Source organism: Bacillus thuringiensis (assembly GCF_001595725.1).
Lineage (GTDB): Bacteria > Bacillota > Bacilli > Bacillales > Bacillaceae_G > Bacillus_A > Bacillus_A thuringiensis_K.
Window position 1 is genome coordinate 345,736 of record NZ_CP014282.1, and the last position, 19,721, is coordinate 365,456.

Consider the following 19,721-nt stretch of genomic DNA (forward strand, 5'->3'; position numbering starts at 1 on the left):
ATTAGTGACTTTGAATAGATGTATTTTTTTGTTTCTTATTAGAATTAATAATAATATAACCGACTACAAAGATAAGAGGAATAATGAAGACATAGATAGGCATTCCCCATACATAATAGCTTTTCAGCGTTAAGACTAGTAAATGTAAGAAATCGAAAAGGGCGTGAATTTTCATAAGGTCCTCCAATGTTTTTTTACAAATTATAACATTTAATACTTGTTATTTGTATAATTTGGAAAGTGATTTAAGCTAATTTTAAAGTAAGAAGAAGACTTATTAATATGCAATTTTGCATACAGATATGGATTTTATTAAAATATAAAGATTTTATACTATAATAAAAACCGCTATAAAACTAAGTAAGAACAATGTATGGAGTGGAGAATAGAAATGAAATATAAAAAAATAATATATATCTTTTTCATATCACTATTTATAGTTGGTTGCCAAAGTGAAGTGAGTAAAGCGAATAGTGTGGAAGAGTATATTCCATCGCATCTTATGAATGCGGAAGTGACGGCGGATATTATGACACTAGAGATGGAACCAGATACTCTTAAAAAGGTAGGGAGTATTGGTCAAAGAATGAGAGAGCATCTAGCGAGTAATATGGAATGGTATTTAAAATATGTAGAAGAACATGCAGAGAAAAAAAGTTTTCCATATCACCCTAATTTCGGTGTTACAAAAGAAGAGTATGAGTTTGTACTAAATGCAATTGATCAAAGTAAATTGGTTAATACAAAAGATGGAAAGCTGAAATTTAAGAAAAAAAATGATCATGAAGTAGAGATTTTTTCAAGTGAAAGTATAAAGCTCCTTAAATATGTAGTTATTAATACGAAGAAGAATACAGTAAAAACATCTCTAGGCGAATGTGAATATTTTGGAGAAATACTGGCGTCACCAGAACAGAAGTTAACTGGTCCTTGGCACGGAAAACAATGGATGTTAAAAAAAGATGATTTAATATATATATTTTCTTTAGGGAAAATGGAAGCAGAAAATAAATCAATTATTGATATTTCGGTGAAAGGTAAATATAAGGGGGAAATTATTAATAAGGAAGAGGCATTAGAGTTTTCTTCAGTTTCTTAAATGATGATAATAAAAAAATCACCTTGCTGTCTAAGCAAAGGTGATTTTTTATTAAATAAACAATCCAGCGATTGTCGCAGATAAAATAGAAGCAAGTGTTGATGCAAATAGCATTTTCCAACCAAATTTAGAAACAACGCTTCCTTGTTTTTCAGAAAGGGCACGGATTGTACCAACGATTGCACCAATTTGGCTAATACTTGCGAAGCTAATTAAGAATACTGTAACGATTCCAACTGTACGTGGAGCTAATGTTGTAGCTGTGTCTTTTAAATCAAGGATTGCTACAAACTCGTTTAAAACAATCTTCGTACCCATAATACCACCAGCTGGGATAATATCTTGAGCTGGAATACCCATTAAGAATGCGAATGGAGAAAGTACGTAACCGAAGATTTGTTGTAAAGTAACAGCATGTCCCATTGCGCCTGAAGCTGCACTAATTACGTAGTTTACAACTTCCATCACACCGATAAAGGCGATCATTAATGCGGCAACGATACCAGCTACTTTTAAACCATCAAGCGCACCGTTAATCATTGCGCCGATAAAGCTGTCTCCGAATAGAGTTCTATCAAATTTCTGAATCACTTCATCTTCTTTCTTCGTATCAACTGGTGTTAATAACGAACAAACGATTAAGCTTGAGAATAAGTTTAGCGGAAGAGCTGCTAGTACGTATTTTGCATCTAACATCATTACGTATGATGCTGTAACAGAAGCAGAAACGGAGCTCATCGCAGAACAACAAATGATAAACATACGGTTTTTATTGAAATGCTGTAAATCGTTTTTAATAACGATTAATGCTTCACTTGAACCGAAGAATACAGAGTTTACTGCGTGGAATGACTCAACGCGTGGTAAACCAGTAATTTTTGAAATTGCACCGCCGACAACGCGAACGATGAATGGTAAAACACCTAAATAACTAAAGATTGAAAGTAGTGCTGAGAAAAATACGATGATTAATAATACGTTTAAGAAAAAGACAAAATCTCTGTGAATTCCATTAAAGAGAAAATCGACACCTGTCGTACCAAGTTTAATTAGTTTGTTGAAAACTTTACTAATGAAAATAATGATTTGTTGACCAATCTTTGTAGCAAACATAAACCAACCGATTAAAATTTGGAAACCAATCATAATTGCAATTGCACGGAAGTTGATTTTACTTTTGTTGTTTGACAAAGCAAAACATAAACCTAACACGGCAATAATACCGATAATGCTCATTACATATTGCATGTAGTTGCCCCTTTCAGAAGTTCGTATAAAGTTTGTACATAAAACGCTCGTTATATTACTAAAAATAAAGGAATGAGGTTTTATGTCATACGTAAGATGTCTGACCTTTTAGAAAAATAAAAATAAAAAAAGACCCATATGGATTCACTTTCATCTATGAGAGAAAGCTAATCAATATGAGTCCTTTTTTGCGCATAGGCTAATATTCATTAGTTTTCCCCATAGTCCAGCAATTTAAGGTTGCCGGGTAGAAACTCTCGATCCATATTATCAAGTATATATGAGGTAACATCGTCCGTATTAAATTAGTAGTAGCGTAACATTAACAGAGAAGTATCGTCAATAGCTTTTTTTCTTCCAATAGAAAAAGACCATATAAGTATGATAAAATGTAACGCAGTGTTATGAAAAAGAGAGGTCGGAAAATGAGTACTAAAATGACGCCACCAGTTGAGAAAAACGAGTTTATAGATGTAGTATTTGAAGATTTAACACATGATGGTGCCGGTGTTGCGAAAGTAAAGGGCTATCCTATTTTCGTTAAAAACGGATTACCAGGTGAAGAAGCGCAAATTAAAATTATTAAAGTGAAGAAAAACTTCGCATTTGGTCGTTTAATGAAGCTTCATACAGAAAGTCCATATCGTAAAGATGCTGAATGCCCAGTATATAATCAGTGCGGCGGTTGTCAGCTTCAGCACTTAACTTATGAAGGACAATTACAAGCGAAAGAAAAACAAGTACGTGACGTTATGCAGCGCATCGGAGGACTAGGCGATGTTCCTGTTCATCCTGTACTTGGTATGAAGAATCCGTGGGTATACCGCAATAAAGCACAAGTACCAATCGGAGAACGTGAAGGTGGGCTTGTAGCTGGTTTCTATCGCCAAGGAACGCATGACATCATTAATATGGAATCATGCTTAATTCAGGCAGAAGAAAACGATACATTAATTCAAGAAGTAAAACGTATTTGTGAAAAGCATGGTATCACTGCGTACAACGAAGAACGTAACAAAGGAACACTTCGTCACGTAATGGCTCGTTATGGACAAGTAACAGGGGAAATTATGCTTGTCTTCATTACACGTACAGCAGAACTACCAAACAAAAAAGCAATTATTGAAGAAATTGCAGCGAAATTTCCAGAAGTAAAATCGATTGTTCAAAACGTAAATACGAAGCGTACGAATGTAATTTTCGGAGATAAAACGACAGTACTGTACGGATCAGAATATATTTATGACTTTATCGGTGACATTAAATTTGCGATTTCAGCACGTTCATTCTATCAAGTAAACCCAGAACAAACGAAAGTGCTATACGATAAAACGTTAGAATACGCAAAATTAAATGGTAACGAAACAGTAATCGATGCCTATTGCGGAATCGGATCAATCTCGTTATTCCTAGCGCAAAAAGCGAAAAAAGTGTACGGCGTTGAAATCGTCCCAGAAGCAATCGAAGACGCAAACCGAAACGCAGCACTAAACAACATGACAAACGCTGAATTTGGCGTAGGAGAAGCAGAAGTAGTCATTCCAAAATGGTACAAAGAAGGCGTAATTGCCGACACAATGGTCGTAGATCCACCGCGTAAAGGCTGTGACGAAGCATTACTAAACACAATCATCGACATGAAGCCAAACCGCGTCGTATACGTATCGTGTAACCCAGCAACATTAGCTCGTGATTTAAAAGTACTAGAAGAAGGCGGATATAAAACACAGGAAGTACAACCTGTTGATATGTTCCCGCATACGACGCATGTGGAGTGTGTGGCTTGGCTTAAGTTAGTATAATAGGAAAGCAGTTGATATAGAAAAAATCTATACCACCTGCTTTTTGGTTTACAAAAATACCATTCATAAGCGATTTTAGTTAAAATAAATATTGCTGATTTTCACAAATTATAAATTGAGATTTTGAAATTGTATTCATAGTGAGAGGATTTGAATTTGAAATGATAGATAATTTTTGGCGTGAATTACCACGACCATTTTTCGTACTTGCACCAATGGAAGATGTGACAGACGTTGTTTTCCGTCACGTAGTAAGTGAAGCTGGTCGTCCGGACGTATTCTTCACAGAGTTTACAAACTCGGATAGCTATTGTCATCCAGAAGGTATGAAAAGTGTACGTGGCCGTTTAATTTTTACAGAAGATGAACAACCGATGGTGGCACATATTTGGGGAGACAATCCCGAATACTTCCGTCAAATGAGTATCGGTATGGCAGAACTAGGATTTAAAGGCATCGATATTAATATGGGTTGCCCAGTACCGAACGTTGCATCAAGAGGAAAAGGCAGTGGCCTTATTCTACGTCCAGACGTTGCAGCAGAACTTATCCAAGCAGCAAAAGCGGGCGGACTACCTGTCAGCGTAAAAACAAGACTTGGCTTTAAAGAGTTAAGTGAGTGGGAAGATTGGTTAACGCACATTTTCAAACAAGATATTGCAAACCTTTCTATTCATTTACGCACAAGAGAAGAAATGAGCCAAGTAGATGCGCACTGGGAACTAATTCCGGAAATTAAAAAATTACGTGACCGCATTGCACCCAATACGTTAATAACAATCAATGGAGACATCCTTGATCGTAAAATGGGGCTGGAACTTGCTGAAAAATACGGCATTGATGGCGTAATGATCGGACGAGGCATCTTCAAAAATCCATTTGCTTTTGAAAAAGAGCCAAGAGAGCATAGCAGCAAAGAACATCTAGATCTTTTAAGACTACAACTTGATTTACAAGATCAATATGCAGAAGTACTGCCACGCTCAATCACAGGGCTTCACCGCTTCTTCAAAATTTATGTGAAGGGCTTCCCAGGAGCTGCGGAATTGAGAAATCAATTGATGAGCACGAAGTCGACGGATGAGGTGCGAGCTTTGTTGGATAAGTTTGAGGATAGTGCTGGTGAGGCTAGGGATAGTGAAACGGTTTAACTTTTAAGCAGTTAAATCATTTCATATGTAGTGCATGACATGAGTGAGTTGAAAATAAGTGCAGAGCTGGAAAAGAACAGTGTATTTGAGAAATCAAAGCACTGTTTTTTTCTTTTAGTTAATGTTAAGAGAGAAATCTTTTTATAGGCATATAAAAAACATGTAAGAGCTCTGTAGATACAATGATAGAGAAAAGTTCGGGTAAGACTATAAAACATATCTTTAAAATGTTAAAGTATTAATTTAGCGGACAATAACTAAAAGGTTAGATTAAACATGATAATTTAAAGCAGGTTATAGCATAAACTTTAACCGCTGAATAAATAATCAACATTTCAGGAGGAAACCCAATGGCAATGAGCAACAACGATATATTAAAAAGAGTACGATACGCTTTAGACATAAGAGATATAGATATGGTAGAAATCTTTAAACTTGGCGGGATGGAAGTAACGAAAGAAGATGTAGTTGATATGCTTACAAAAATAAAAAGAGAGCCTCAGCACGAGCCTGAAAACCCTGATGTAATCGAAGATGAGTACGTAAAAACATGCGATATGATGATGTTAGAGGCGTTTTTAAATGGATTTATTACTTTAAAAAGAGGGAAGCAAGATCCAAAACCAGGGCAGCCTGCACCTGTACAGAGCAAGGAGAGTGCCAATAACCTTCTTCTAAAGAAAATGAAAATCGCACTATCTTTAACGAGTGAGGATGTACTTGATATATTAGATAGCGTGGGCGTTACGGTAACAAAAGGAGAGTTAGGCGCTCTGTTAAGAAAAAAAGGCCATAAAAATTACAAAGAGTGCGGCGATAAATACGCAAGGAATTTCATTAAAGGATTAGCTGTAAAGTATAGAGGATAATGAGTTCGTTAAAGCAGTAAATGATATAATAGGTAGAGTAGGACGTTTGTATCCTACTCTTTTTTATTTGTAAAAATACTATGCTAGGTGATGAAATGGTACATACATATTTAGGTGAGACAATTAATTTTCATATAACTTATAAGAAGAAAAAGTCCGTGCGTCTTTTTGTAGATTCATACGGAAATGTGGAAGTGCAAGCTCCGAAAGGAACACCTGTTGAATACTTAGTCCAGTTGCTAGAGGAGAAGTGGGATTGGATTCAGACAACACGTAAGGAAATGCAGGAGCGAGCGCATGGACCACAGGAAAAGGATTACGATCAAGGAGAGGGCTTTTTGTATTTAGGGAATACGTATCCGATACAGATTTCCCAAGATATAAGCATTGAGCAAGACAATGCGATTTTTGAAGGGGATAAGTTACATATTTATGTAAAAGAGCTAAAGGATGAGAAAATACAGCAAGCTTTAAAACGATTTTATTATAAGCAGTGTAAAACTTTAGTAGAGAAGAGTATTAAAGCGCATCAAAGTAACTTTAAGACAAAACCACGTTCTATTCGTATTACAGATAGTAGTCGTACTTGGGGTACTTGCGATTCGAATTTACAACTAACATTCAATTGGAAGCTAGCAATGGCACCACAGCGAGTAATTGACTATGTAGTCGTTCATGAAATGTGTCATATGGTTCATTTAAATCATGATCGCTCTTTTTGGCGTCTTGTCGGGAAGATAATGCCTGATTATAAAGAAATGGAGAATTGGTTAGCCTTATCTAGTTGGAAAATGACGGTCTAATGTTGCGCTTTGTATAGGTTGCAATTATTGTCAATCTTTGTCGGTAAGTCGATATATTTCGAAAATCGCTGATATATTTGGAGTTGCGCCGATATATTTCGAAAACCGCCGATATATTTGGAGTTGCAATCGATATGTTCAATGAAGAGAAAGTAAAAGGAGATGTCATAGCAGGCATCTCCTTTTTTCGAGTATATAGATTATCGTCCAAACTTCACAACAAAATCCCCATCCACTTTCGCCATCTCATACCCACGATACCCCTCCGAAAGCAAAGCCTGCTGTCCACTAGCATCACTCATTAGAATACTTTGAACATCTGTCCAATCGTTTTCCTTATCTCTGCGCAATTCCTTCACAAAAACATACCGCAGACTACCACCATACTTCTCCTTCAGCGCAGCAATCTCCATCTCTTGCGCAAACTTATCCTTCAAGCTCGGAATGTTAAAAGGAGCAACGGTGCAGCATACGTAATCATATTTGCTGTCTTCTTCTTGCAATTCTTCCATAATGACTTTTGCTAATATTTTTTGCATACCATTTCCTCGGTAGTTCGGATGAACGTTTGAGATTTCTTGATAGATGACGCGGTGTAGTTCACTTTCTGGCAAACCAATATCGAGCCCTAAATGTTCATCATCGATAGGAGGGACGAGTAGAGCGCGAAATGCGATGAGTTCGTTTTCGATAAAAGCACCGATCATCATGCCGTTTCCTTCTAGAATGTATTGAAATTCTTCTTGTGAGAGTGGTTGTAAACGACTTTTATCTTCTAGTGCTTCAACTACAATGTTTTGTAGTGATAAGATTTGCTCGATATGCTCTAGTGATAGTAATGTAACGTGAAATGATTCGTTATTTTGTTTTAATGTTCCTTCGTATAGAACCGTCATATGATAGTCCTCCTTTAGCGTACAACGTCTTGAAAGACGGTTAGTTCTTGTAGTGTATCTTCGTTTATTTCAATGCCGAGTCCAGGCTTTTCGTTTAAGCGAATGAATGGTACATCGTAATGTAAGTTTCCAATGTCTTTCGTAAATTTTAATGGTCCTGTTAGCTCTACGCTCGTAATGATTTTCTTTGAGAAAGCGACATGGAATCCTGCGGAAGAGGCAACAGATGATTCGACCATTGATCCCACTTGGCATTCAATGCCTGCCATTTCTGCTTGATGAGCGAGCTTTACAGCTGGATATATGCCGCCGCATTTCATTAGTTTTATATTTACTTTATCAGCAGCTTCTAATTTAATAATTTGGCGCATTTCACGAGAACTTTTTAATCCTTCATCAATCATAAGCGGGAGGTCTGTTTTAGAACGAATATGAGCCATGGCATCAATATCGTCCGCGATAACAGGTTGTTCAATCCAGTCAATGTTTAAATGTCCTAATGAACGCAGTGCTGTTAATGTGTTTGCGCTATTTTTCCAGCCTTGGTTTACATCAACGCGAATAGCAATGTCATTTCCTACACGTTCTCGTACAGCTTCAATACGTTTCACATCTTCTTTTACATTCGTACCAACTTTCATTTTGAAAGATTGGTAACCTTTTTGAATCATAGAAGCAGCTTCTTCAGCCATATCTTCAGGATCGGCAATACTTAAAACGTGAGTGACAGGGAATTCTTCATGATAGCGCCCGCCAATTAATTGATATACAGGTTGATTTAGTTTTTTGCCCATTATATCAAAACAAGCAATATCAATTGCGGCCTTCGCTGTTGGAACACCGTAAATTTTATTGTCCATCATGTCGTGTATTTTTTCGATATTCATTGGATTTTGTCCGATTAGAGTTGGGGTTAGCGTATGTTTTAAAGTATGGAAAGTACTTTCCCATGATTCACCTGTGACGTGATCATCAGCAACGCCTTCACCGTAACCGATAATACCTTCATCTGTTTCCATTTTGACGATAATAGAGGGCATATCAGAATAAGAGCCATAACTAATAACAAACGGATTGCGAAGCGGTAAACGAATTGCGTAAAGATGAATAGCTGTAATTTTCATTGAATAGAAACCCCTTCCTGTTTACAATAGTTTTATACATTTGATATAGTTGACGTTAAATAGTCGTTAATTAATGATAAGGAGTTAGAGAAAATGATGATAAAAATTGCAGTTGTTGGTTCAAAGGAGTTTATGGAGAACCTTTTTCCTATTGCTCAAAAATTAGAGGGAATAGAAATTGATCCATATATTTACCTTCATCCGGCGGAATCTTCTGAACTATTAAAGTGTCTAAAGCCTTGTGATGTCATCTTTTTCTCAGGTGCTTTACCTTATTATATGGCAAAAGAAATAAGAGAACAATTACGAATTCCAAGTACATACTTACAGCAAGACGAGACAACTGTCGCATCTTCAATTCTTTCTATCATGTATCATCAAAGTATTCAACCACATAACATTTCCATCGATTTAGTAGACCGCTCGTTTATTACAAATGTGTTCCATGATATCGGTATAAAAGAAAGTCCGCAAGTGTTGGATTATGAAAATATGCTGTGGAGTAAAGATGAGATAAATAGAGTTATCGATTTTCATGTAGCTAAATATCAATCTGGAGAGGCTCATTTAGCTTTAACTAGTATTCACGCTGTTTACGATGAGCTTCAAAAAATAGGTGTTCCTTCAGAGCGTATGATTGATCCAACGCAGTCCATTATACATGGGCTAAAAGATGCAAAAATAAAAGCTGAGTTAGCAAAAAGCTATTCAGCTACTGTTGGTGCTTGTATTATTTCTTCCCTAGAATTACGAACGAGTTTGCTTGAAAAACTAGATGTCATTTCAAAAGAACTACGTGGTTCATTTAAACAAGTGGATGAAATGACATGCATTTTGTATACAACTCGTGGTGATATCGAATCGATTATTAAAACAAATGCGATAAATAACTTGTTTGCAAGCGTAGAAGGAACGATAGCTATTGGATTTGGTTATGGAAAAACCGTGAAAGAGGCGGAGCAAAATGCAAAAATTGCTCAAAGTTTTGCAAAGAATAATCCAATAGATCGTTGTTTTTATATACTAACAAGTGATAAAGATTTGTTTGGGCCGTTCCCGAAAGAACAGAGAGTACAAAGTTTGAAAAATGATAATCCGGAACTAATGAAAATAGCGAAGGAAACGAAGCTTAGTCCGGCGAACTTGTCAAAAATCATTCAATTTAGTCAATCGCATCCGTCATTGAAGTTTACAGCAGCTGACCTTTCTGAGTACTTACAAGTGACTCGAAGATCGACAGAAAGGTTGTTAAAGAAATTAGTTGATTACGGGTATGCTCATATTTGCGGCGAGGAAATGCCCTATCAACAAGGGCGACCTCGCGCACTATATGAACTGAATTTACCGCTATTTTTAAGCTTCTAGTTGAGCTTTTTGTTTCTTTAGCAGTTCTGCTTTTTCAATGTCTGATAGTTTTACAATTGTGAAACCTGTTATACCATAAATGATTGAGATAATAGGTACGATGAAATTCAAAATAGCATAAGGGGCATATTCAAATGCACCTACGCCAAGTGTAGCGAGAATAAATACACCGCACGTATTCCAAGGAACGAAGACAGAAGTTAATGTTCCGCCATCTTCTAATGCTCTGGATAAGTTTTTTGAATGTAGTCCTTTTTCTGTGTAGGCATTTGCGTACATTCTTGAAGGGACAACAATTGAAATATATTGTTCAGAGCAAGTAAGGTTTGTTGCAAAACAAGATGCGATAGTAGAAGCGATAAGCCCTTTTGCTGATTTCGCTAACTTTAAAATTTGATTTACAATTGAGCGAAGAATACCTGTATGTTCTAATACTCCTCCGAAAGTCATAGCGACAATTGTCATAGAGACTGTATTCATCATCGAATCTAAGCCACCGCGGTTAAATAGTTCGTCTACTAGCTTGTTTCCAGTGTCTATAACAAATCCAGCTTGGAGTGCACCGACAGATGCTGAGACAGAACCACCTTGAATAAAGACTTGTGATAAAAATCCTAAAATAATACCGACGAGAATCGCTGGTATAGCAGGGACCTTTTTAGCGACCAATACCATAACGACTACGGGTATAATGAGTAGGAAAGGTGAGATAACAAAGTTTTGTTGCAATACTTGTAACGTTTGATCGATGCTCTTCGCATCAATATTGTTAGCGCCGAAGCTTCTTCCTAAGAGAGCATAGACGATAAGAGTAATAATTAAACCTGGAACTGTAGTAAATAACATGTGACGAATGTGTGCGAATAAATCTGTATTTGTTAATCCTGCGGCTAAGTTAGTTGTGTCTGAAAGCGGTGACATTTTATCGCCAAAATAAGAGCCTGAAATAATGGCACCAGCAACCATTGGAGCTGGGATTCCCATACTTAGGCCAATTCCCATTCCAGCAACACCAATTGTCCCCATTGTAGACCAAGAGCTACCAATTGCTAATGCAACGATAGAACAAATGACGGTAATGGAAACTAAAAATAGTGATGGAGTTAAAAGTTTTAAACCGTAATAAATCATCGTTGCGACGATTCCACCGCCAATCCAAGCACCAATTGTTAAGCCAACAAGAATAATAATGACGATAGCAGGTAATGCAAGACGAATCCCTTTATACATTGCTTCTTCAAGATCATTCCATTTGTAACCGTAACGCCAAGCGACAATAGAAGCAACGGTTGTACCGATAATAAGTGGAACGTGAGGGCTTTGTTTTAATACAACAATTGTAACCATCATAACTGCAACGGTAATGATAATAGGGATAATCGCTATTCCAAAAGGTATTTCTTTTTTCATAAAGTTCCTCCTTGTTACGTATTTTTGTTTGTATTTTTAGAATTGTCGTAAAATAGACGTTTATTAGGTTATGATAACTAAAAGTTTATGTAAGCGTCAACATAAAAAACAGAAAATAAGGAATGTTCTAGTTGTTTGTTTAGTTTGTAATATAAGTGCAGAGTAAGATTTTTAAGTGTTTAAAAATAAATAATTGACTTTCTTCTTAAAATTCAATATGTTCATAAAAACATCTGTTTTTCATAAGTATAATTAACCCGAATCGTTTGTAATGTGGGAAGGAGACTGGAACGTTGAAAACATTAGAGCTACAAGAGCGCTTAACGGAGATTTTTCAGTATTTACACGAAAACCCTGAAGTAAGTTGGAAAGAATATGAAACGACAGCGTATATTACTGACTTTTTAAAAGAAGAAGGAATTTCATATAGAACATTTGATGATTGTCCAGGTGTAATTGCTGAGATTGGAGGCGGGAATCCAGTTATTGCGATTCGTGCTGATATGGATGCACTTTGGCAAGAAGTAAATGGAGAATTTAAAGCGAACCATTCATGTGGCCATGATGCTCATATGACCATTGTAATGGGACTTATTTTACAATTGAAAAATATGAGATGGAAAAGTGGTACGGTTAGATTTATTTTTCAGCCGGCAGAAGAGAAGGGGAATGGTGCTTTAAAGATGGTGGAGAAAGGTGCTGTAGATGATGCTGATTTCTTATTTGGCGTCCATCTAAGACCAATTGAAGAACTATCTTTGAAACAAGCAGCCTCATCTATTCGCCATGGAGCAGCAGGATTTTTAGAGGGTATGATTCATGGGGAGGATGCACACGGGGCAAGACCACACCAAGGTGTGAATGCAATTGATGTCATTTCCATGATTAATATCGGTTTGAAAAATATTTGGCTGCCACCGCAAAGTTCTTATTCAGTAAAAATGACGAGATGCCAAGCTGGTGGTGATAATTTAAATATTATTCCGGGAAATGGTCATTTTAGTTTAGATGTAAGAGCAGAGAGTAATATACTATTAGAAGAATTAAAGAAAAAGATTGAGCATGTAATAGAATCAGCTGCATCGATGGGATCAAAAACTTCATACGAATGGATGGATCTTGCACCAGGAGCAGAGGTTTCCGAAGAAGCAGAGCGTTTTATGCGTAAAGGTATTCTCGAGGTGTATGGGGAAGAGAGATGCACAGGGCCCCTCTATACGACAGGAAGCGATGATTTCCATTACTATACAGTGAAAAGACCACATTTAAAAGCTGTCATGCTTGGACTAGGAGCAGACCTACAACCTGGATTACACCATCCGTATATGAGATTTGATCATAGTTGTATTATGGATGGGGTAGAAATATTGAAACAAACTGTATTGAAAGTGTTAGAAGACAGGGGCTAAAGAGCTCCTGTTTTTTTGTCGTGAATTGTCGGTAAATCGATATATTTGAAAAATCGTTGATATATTTGAAGTTACGATAGATATATTAAGAAAATCGTTAATATAATTTCACGTACCTATTAATTTGATGAAAAATGAGCCTCCAGTACATGGTGTATAATAATAAGTACCATTTTTTAATAGGAGAAAACAAATGAATGAACAATATTATGATGCAGTTTTACATATAAAAACAGTCGGTGAGCAAAAAGGGTTTAACAAGTCTATGCACTATCACCGTTATGAACCGACGCCGTATAGCGGGTTAGATGAGTTATTGAATCAATATGAAATACGAAGTAGCGATCGAATTGTAGACTTTGGGTGCGGAAAAGGGCGATTAAACTTTTATATTCATCATAAATGTGGTGCTTCAGCAGTTGGAATTGAAATGAATGAAGAGTTTTATAAAGAAGCGATGGATAATCGAGATCGTTATGCACGAAAGGCACGAAACAGTAAGGGGAAAATTCAATTCCAATGTTGTTTAGCGCAGGAATATGAGATTGATCCACATGATAATAGATTTTATTTCTTTAATCCATTTTCTGTACAAGTGTTTATGAATGTAGTAAATAACATTTTGCTTTCAGTAGAAAACACGGGGAGAGAAGTGGATATTATTTTATATTATCCTTCTGAGGACTATATTTTCTTCTTAGAAAATCAGACTGCGTTTGTGCTGAAGAAAGAAGTTAGATTGCCAGGTGCTTATGAGAAGAATGGGAATGAGAGGTTTTTAGTTTATACATTAGGGTAATAAAAAACAGGTGCCAAGGCACCTGTTTTTTATTAGTTACGGATTAAGTAATCAAATGCACCTAAAGCTGCGTTTGCACCTGAACCCATAGAGATGATAATTTGTTTGTACGGATTATTTGTACAGTCACCTGCAGCAAACACTCCTGGTACGTTTGTAGCACCGTGCTTGTCTGTTACGATTTCACCGCGAACGCGTTCAACTGTTTCGCCTAACCAGTCTGTGTTTGGCACAAGACCGATTTGTACGAATACACCTTGTAATTCAACGTGATGAACTTCTTCAGTTTCACGATCGATGTAAGAAATACCGTTTACTTTATCAGTACCAGTGATTTCTTTCGTTTGAACGTTTTTCAGAACAGTTATGTTTGGTAAGCTGTTAAGACGCTCTTGTAATACAGCATCAGCTTTTAATTCTGGCATGAATTCAAGAACAGTTACGTGCTTAACGATACCTGCTAAGTCGATAGCTGCTTCAATACCAGAGTTACCACCGCCGATAACTGCTACGTCTTTGCCAGTGAATAATGGACCGTCACAGTGTGGGCAGTATGCTACACCTTTATTTTTGAACTCAGCTTCACCTGGTACGCCAACATTACGCCAGCGAGCACCTGTAGAAACGATTACGCTCTTACTTTTCAGAATAGCACCGTTTTCAAGTTCCACTTCAATAAGTTCTTTTTTCTCTAAACGTTTCGCACGTTGTAGATTCATTACATCGATGTCGTATTCTTTTACGTGCTCTTCAAGGCTTGCTACTAGCTTAGGACCTTCAGTCTTTTTTACGCTGATGAAGTTCTCAATGCCCATAGTATCCATTACTTGACCACCGAAGCGCTCAGCAACGATACCAGTGCGGATGCCTTTACGTGCTGCGTAAATTGCTGCACTTGCACCAGCAGGGCCGCCACCAACAACAAGAACATCGTATGGATCTTTATCAGAAAGCTCTGATGCATCTGGACCGTTACCCATTTTCGCTAAAATTTCTTCAAGTGTCATACGACCGCTTCCAAAAGATTCGCCGTTTAGGTAAACAGTTGGTACTGCCATGATGTCTTTACTTTCTACTTCCTCTTTGAATGCAGCGCCATCAATCATAGTATGTGTAATACTAGAGTTAAGAACGCTCATTACGTTAAGAGCTTGTACAACATCAGGACAGTTATGACAACTTAGGCTGATATAAGATTCAAAATGATATTCGCCTTGAATGTTTTTAATTTGATCGATTAATTTTTGTTCAATCTTTGGAGCGCGTCCACTTACTTGTAGTAAAGCTAACACTAGTGATGTAAATTCGTGTCCTAATGGAATACCAGCGAATACGACACCAGTGTCTTCATCAGGGCGGTTTACGCTAAAGCTTGGTGTTCTCTCTAATTCAACTTTTTCTACTGTAATCTTAGATGACATAGTAGCTAATTCGTCTACTAGAGCTAACATATCTTTAGATACGTTATCATCTCCTGCGCTTACTTTAAGTAAAATATCGTTCTCCATTAACTGAAGGTATTGGGATAGTTGTGTTTTTATATCTGCATCTAGTATCATTTTGATCGAACTCCTTAGATTTTGCCTACAAGGTCAAGGCTTGGTTTAAGTGTTGCAGAACCCTCTTGCCATTTAGCTGGGCAAACTTCACCTGGGTTGTTACGTACGTATTGAGCAGCTTTAATTTTGTTAACAAGAATGCTTGCGTCACGGCCGATACCGTCAGCATTGATTTCCATAGATTGGATAACGCCGTCTGGATCGATGATGAATGTACCACGAGCAGCAAGACCTTCTTCTTCCATTAAAACGTTGAAGTTTGTAGTGATTGTGCGAGTTGGGTCACCAATCATGATGTACTCGATTTTGCCGATAGTTTCTGAGCTATCATGCCATGCTTTGTGAGTGAAGTGAGTGTCTGTAGATACAGAGTATACTTCAACGCCTAAGTCTTTTAGAGTTGCGTATTGGTTTTGTAAGTCTTCAAGTTCAGTTGGGCAAACGAATGTGAAGTCAGCTGGGTAGAAACAAACTACACTCCATTTTCCTTTTAAACTTTCGTCAGTAACTTGGATAAATTCTCCATTATGGTAAGCATTAGCTTTAAACGGTTTTACTTCTGTGCCGATTAATAACATGTTAAAATTCCTCCTAAATGTTGGTTTTGAGCATCAAAAAATAGTGTGCTCATAAAATATATTTTTTAATTAACTATAATAATTCTAATTCGATATTAATTATCATATAGAAGTGGTTATTTTGTCAAGAGAATAAACCAACTTTATACCAATTTAATTAATATTTATTCTCAATTAAGACTAACAGGGAATGGAAAGGTAACTTTAAGTTTATAAATTTTCAATGATTGTTTGAAAGAGTAGTGTGTATGTTAGAGATAGTGTGTAAGTTTAATTTCTTAGGAAGGAAATATTTCTTAGAGGTTGTGGTTTTGAAAAGGAACTGCTTACTTCTATTTTACAAAGAATTTTGTGATAAATAAAATAAAATGAATCGGAAATTTTTTGAACAATTTTTGTCATCTCAAATATATAATTAGGAAGTATATTACGATGATAGTTAGAAACATTGACTCAAAGTGCTAACAAGATATAATAAAATCTAGATATAACTTTCAAAAAGAAGAATACATATTTATAGAATGAAAAAATTCAACCTATTATTTTTTATAGCTTTTAGAAAACGCTTACAGTTAGTGTGGAGGGGAAACCATGTCTAAGTTCACGAAGTATTTTTTAATGGAAGCTAACGATGTGATTGCATATGTGAAAGAGAAATTATCTAAGTTTGAACATGCAAAGGGGTTACAGTGTAAAGAAATAGGTGATGGCAATTTAAATTATGTGTTCCGCGTTTGGGATGAAAAAGAGAACATGTCTGTCATCGTAAAGCAAGCTGGGGATACAGCGCGCATTTCAGATGAGTTTAAGTTGTCGACAAATCGTATTCGTATAGAATCAGATGTTTTGCAGTTAGAGGATGAGTTAGCACCTGGACTTGTTCCTAAGGTGTATTTATTTGATAGTGTGATGAATTGTTGCGTAATGGAAGATTTATCGGATCATACAATATTACGTACAGCACTTATAAATCATCAAATATTTCCGCGGCTTGCTGACGACTTAACTACTTTTATGGTAAATACACTTTTATTAACATCGGATGTTGTAATGAATCATAAAGAGAAGAAGGAACTTGTGAAGAATTATATAAATCCTGAATTATGTGAGATTACAGAAGACCTCGTATACGCTGAGCCATTTACAAATCATAATAAGCGTAATGAGCTGTTTCCGTTAAATGAAGGATGGATTAGGGAGCATATTTATAGTGATAAAGAGCTTCGTATGGAAGTAGCGAAACGTAAATTTTCTTTTATGACAAATGCACAGGCGCTTATTCATGGTGATTTACATACTGGTTCTGTTTTTGTAAGAGAGGATTCTACAAAGGTTATTGATCCTGAGTTTGCTTTTTATGGACCTATGGGATATGACGTTGGGAATGTAATGGCGAATTTAATGTTTGCTTGGGTGAATGCAGATGCAACGATGCCATCTGGAGCTGAGAAAGATACGTATATGGATTGGTTACAAACTACGATGGTAGAGGTAATTGATTTATTTAAGAAGAAGTTTTTAGATGCTTGGGATATTCATGTGACCGAGATTATGGCGAAAGAAGAAGGCTTTAACGAAGTCTATTTACAATCTGTATTAGAGGATACAGCTGCAGTGACAGGTCTGGAATTAATCCGCCGTATTGTTGGATTAGCGAAAGTAAAAGATATTACTTGTATTGAGAATGAGGAAGCACGTGCTAGAGCGGAGCGAATTTGTCTTCAAGTAGCAAAGAGTTTTATTTTACGAGCGAATCAATATAGAACGGGCACAAGTTTTGTAGAAACATTAAAAGAACAGTCAATGCACTACGCGAAGTAAGGGGAGAAGATGATGGAAGAGCAATTAATACCCATTCAGTGGAAAGATGATTCTTTAGTTTTGTTAGATCAAACATTATTACCGAATGAGGTTGTCTATGAATCTTTCAAGACAGCTGAAAGCGTGTGGGATGCCATTCAAGTAATGAAAGTAAGAGGAGCGCCAGCGATTGGTGTTTCGGCAGCGTATGGTGTGTATTTAGGTGCTAAGGAAGTTACTCAAAGTACGATAGAAGACTTTATAGCAGAAGTCAAAAAGGTGTGTGCATATTTGGCAACATCAAGGCCGACAGCAGTAAATCTATTTTGGGCACTTGAAAGAATGGAGGCAATCGCGGCGGAGAACTTACATTTATCAATTGCTCAGTTGAAAGATAGATTACTAGAAGAGGCAAAAGAAATTCATAGAGAAGATGAGGAAATTAACCGTCAAATCGGGGAACATGCATTAACGTTATTCCATGATGGAATGGGAGTATTAACACATTGTAATGCTGGTGCGTTAGCGACGACTAAGTATGGTACTGCGACAGCTCCAATGTACTTAGCGAAAGAAAAAGGATGGGACTTAAAAATCTATTCAGATGAAACTCGTCCTAGGTTACAAGGTTCAACGTTAACAGCATTAGAACTGCAGCGAGCGGGCATTGATGTTACTGTTATTACGGACAATATGGCAGCTATGGTCATGTCACAAGGGAAGATTGATGCGGTAATTGTTGGATGCGACCGTGTGGCAGCAAATGGTGATGTAGCAAATAAAATTGGCACATTAGGCGTATCTATTTTAGCGAAATACTACAACATTCCGTTTTATGTAGCAGCACCAACACCAACAATTGATTTAAAAACACCGACAGGAAAAGAAATCCCAATCGAGGAAAGAGATGGTTCTGAAGTGATTAATCGCTTCGGACAATATTCTGCTCCGAAAGAAAGTAAAGTATATAATCCAGCATTTGATGTTACGCCACATGAAAATGTAACAGCGATTATTACAGAAAAAGGGATTGTCAAGGCACCATTTACGGAAAACTTAAAAAAGCTATTTTAGTAAGTAGATAGATACAAAGTCAGTCATCATAAGCTTCATACTTAGGGGGATGTATATGTTATTACAAAAAGAAAGAGAAGAAATTGTAGCATACGGAAAGAAAATGATTTCTAGCGGTTTAACAAAGGGGACAGGCGGTAATATTAGTATTTTCAATCGTGAACAAGGTCTTGTTGCGATTAGCCCAAGTGGTTTAGAGTATTATGAAACAAAGCCTGAAGATGTAGTTATATTAAACCTAGATGGTGAAGTAGTAGAAGGAGAGAGAAAACCATCAAGTGAATTAGATATGCACCTTATTTACTATAGGAAGCGTGAAGATATAAATGCACTTGTGCATACACATTCTCCTTACGCAAAGACGATTGCGTCATTAGGATGGGAGCTTCCTGCTGTGTCATATTTAATTGCTTTTGCAGGTCCGAATGTCCGCTGTGCGCCGTATGAAACATTTGGTACGAAGCAATTAGCGGATGCTGCTTTTGAAGGCATGATTGATCGTCGTGCTGTGCTACTTGCAAATCACGGTTTAATTGCTGGTGCAAATAATATAAAAATGGCGTTTACTGTTGCAGAAGAGATTGAGTTTTGTGCTCAAATTTATTATCAAACCAAAAGCGTTGGAGAACCGAAGCTATTGCCAGAAGATGAGATGGAGAATTTGGCGAAGAAGTTTGAAGGGTATGGGCAGCAGTAGAATGAAACGAAAACACCCTCAAGAAAAGATCTTGAGGG

18 protein-coding genes and 1 riboswitch are annotated in these 19,721 nt (G+C 36.8%); of the genes, 11 read left to right on the top strand and 7 right to left on the bottom strand.

What is annotated here, in order from left to right; all coding sequences use genetic code 11:
* Position 1: 1 nt before the first annotated feature.
* Complete coding sequence (locus AXW78_RS34200; RefSeq protein ID WP_000690673.1) at positions 2 to 175, bottom strand: hypothetical protein; 174 nt, start codon at positions 173 to 175, stop codon at positions 2 to 4.
* A gap of 216 nt (positions 176 to 391) precedes the next feature.
* Here AXW78_RS34200 and AXW78_RS01830 point away from each other — a divergent pair, with 216 nt between their 5' ends.
* Positions 392 to 1,099: a hypothetical protein gene (locus tag AXW78_RS01830; protein WP_000875609.1), complete on the top strand. Its 708-nt coding sequence runs from the start codon at positions 392 to 394 to the stop codon at positions 1,097 to 1,099.
* A gap of 51 nt (positions 1,100 to 1,150) precedes the next feature.
* Here AXW78_RS01830 and AXW78_RS01835 read toward each other — a convergent pair whose 3' ends face one another.
* Positions 1,151 to 2,347 (bottom strand): NupC/NupG family nucleoside CNT transporter, encoded by a 1,197-nt coding sequence (locus tag AXW78_RS01835; RefSeq protein WP_061883727.1) that lies wholly within the window; start codon positions 2,345 to 2,347, stop codon positions 1,151 to 1,153.
* A gap of 202 nt (positions 2,348 to 2,549) precedes the next feature.
* Positions 2,550 to 2,651, bottom strand: a riboswitch (purine riboswitch).
* Between the two features lie 121 nt (positions 2,652 to 2,772).
* Between AXW78_RS01835 and rlmD the strand changes: the two genes are divergently transcribed.
* From rlmD to AXW78_RS01855, 4 genes are all read left to right on the top strand, one after another.
* A complete protein-coding gene (gene rlmD / locus AXW78_RS01840; RefSeq protein WP_000105032.1) occupies positions 2,773 to 4,149 on the top strand; it encodes a 23S rRNA (uracil(1939)-C(5))-methyltransferase RlmD in 1,377 nt (458 codons plus the stop codon).
* 161 nt (positions 4,150 to 4,310) lie between these two features.
* A complete protein-coding gene (locus AXW78_RS01845) occupies positions 4,311 to 5,300 on the top strand; it encodes a tRNA dihydrouridine synthase (protein ID WP_000566704.1) in 990 nt (329 codons plus the stop codon).
* A gap of 350 nt (positions 5,301 to 5,650) precedes the next feature.
* Positions 5,651 to 6,169, top strand: a complete 519-nt coding sequence (locus AXW78_RS01850; RefSeq protein WP_061883728.1) for a YehS family protein — start codon at positions 5,651 to 5,653, stop codon at positions 6,167 to 6,169.
* Positions 6,170 to 6,264: 95 nt separating this feature from the next.
* Entirely contained in the window at positions 6,265 to 6,972 is a 708-nt protein-coding gene (locus AXW78_RS01855; protein WP_000233767.1) for a M48 family metallopeptidase, read from the top strand.
* 200 nt (positions 6,973 to 7,172) lie between these two features.
* Here AXW78_RS01855 and AXW78_RS01860 read toward each other — a convergent pair whose 3' ends face one another.
* Complete coding sequence (locus AXW78_RS01860) at positions 7,173 to 7,868, bottom strand: GNAT family N-acetyltransferase (RefSeq protein WP_061883729.1); 696 nt, start codon at positions 7,866 to 7,868, stop codon at positions 7,173 to 7,175.
* 14 nt (positions 7,869 to 7,882) lie between these two features.
* Positions 7,883 to 8,992: a mandelate racemase/muconate lactonizing enzyme family protein gene (locus AXW78_RS01865; protein WP_061883730.1), complete on the bottom strand. Its 1,110-nt coding sequence runs from the start codon at positions 8,990 to 8,992 to the stop codon at positions 7,883 to 7,885.
* A gap of 93 nt (positions 8,993 to 9,085) precedes the next feature.
* Between AXW78_RS01865 and AXW78_RS01870 the strand changes: the two genes are divergently transcribed.
* Positions 9,086 to 10,357, top strand: coding sequence for a hypothetical protein (locus AXW78_RS01870; RefSeq protein ID WP_000972812.1), 1,272 nt, complete (start codon positions 9,086 to 9,088; stop codon positions 10,355 to 10,357).
* Here AXW78_RS01870 and nhaC read toward each other — a convergent pair.
* A complete protein-coding gene (gene nhaC / locus AXW78_RS01875; RefSeq protein WP_000711511.1) occupies positions 10,346 to 11,767 on the bottom strand; it encodes a Na+/H+ antiporter NhaC in 1,422 nt (473 codons plus the stop codon). The two genes, AXW78_RS01870 and nhaC, sit on opposite strands and share 12 nt — an antisense overlap.
* Positions 11,768 to 12,060: 293 nt before the next feature.
* Between nhaC and AXW78_RS01880 the strand changes: the two genes are divergently transcribed.
* Positions 12,061 to 13,176: a M20 peptidase aminoacylase family protein gene (locus tag AXW78_RS01880; protein WP_061883731.1), complete on the top strand. Its 1,116-nt coding sequence runs from the start codon at positions 12,061 to 12,063 to the stop codon at positions 13,174 to 13,176.
* A gap of 193 nt (positions 13,177 to 13,369) precedes the next feature.
* Positions 13,370 to 13,975: an SAM-dependent methyltransferase gene (locus AXW78_RS01885; protein WP_001005618.1), complete on the top strand. Its 606-nt coding sequence runs from the start codon at positions 13,370 to 13,372 to the stop codon at positions 13,973 to 13,975.
* A 32-nt stretch (positions 13,976 to 14,007) separates the two neighbouring features.
* Here the strand turns inward: AXW78_RS01885 and ahpF are convergent, their stop codons facing one another.
* A complete protein-coding gene (gene ahpF / locus AXW78_RS01890; protein WP_061883732.1) occupies positions 14,008 to 15,534 on the bottom strand; it encodes an alkyl hydroperoxide reductase subunit F in 1,527 nt (508 codons plus the stop codon).
* 14 nt (positions 15,535 to 15,548) lie between these two features.
* On the bottom strand, positions 15,549 to 16,112 hold the full coding sequence (gene ahpC, locus AXW78_RS01895; protein ID WP_000924420.1) for an alkyl hydroperoxide reductase subunit C: 564 nt from the start codon (positions 16,110 to 16,112) through the stop codon (positions 15,549 to 15,551).
* A 591-nt stretch (positions 16,113 to 16,703) separates the two neighbouring features.
* Here ahpC and mtnK point away from each other — a divergent pair.
* The 3 genes from mtnK to AXW78_RS01910 are packed head-to-tail and all read left to right on the top strand — an operon-like array spanning position 16,704 to position 19,683.
* The gene (gene mtnK / locus AXW78_RS01900; protein ID WP_046945091.1) at positions 16,704 to 17,933 is read left to right on the top strand and encodes an S-methyl-5-thioribose kinase; all 1,230 of its coding nucleotides are present in this window, start codon (positions 16,704 to 16,706) and stop codon (positions 17,931 to 17,933) included.
* Positions 17,934 to 17,945: 12 nt separating this feature from the next.
* Positions 17,946 to 18,986 carry an S-methyl-5-thioribose-1-phosphate isomerase gene (mtnA, locus tag AXW78_RS01905; protein WP_000392498.1) on the top strand — a complete coding sequence of 347 codons (1,041 nt, stop codon included), beginning with the start codon at positions 17,946 to 17,948 and terminating at the stop codon, positions 18,984 to 18,986.
* A gap of 55 nt (positions 18,987 to 19,041) precedes the next feature.
* Complete coding sequence (locus AXW78_RS01910) at positions 19,042 to 19,683, top strand: L-fuculose-phosphate aldolase (protein WP_000926555.1); 642 nt, start codon at positions 19,042 to 19,044, stop codon at positions 19,681 to 19,683.
* Positions 19,684 to 19,721: the final 38 nt, after the last annotated feature.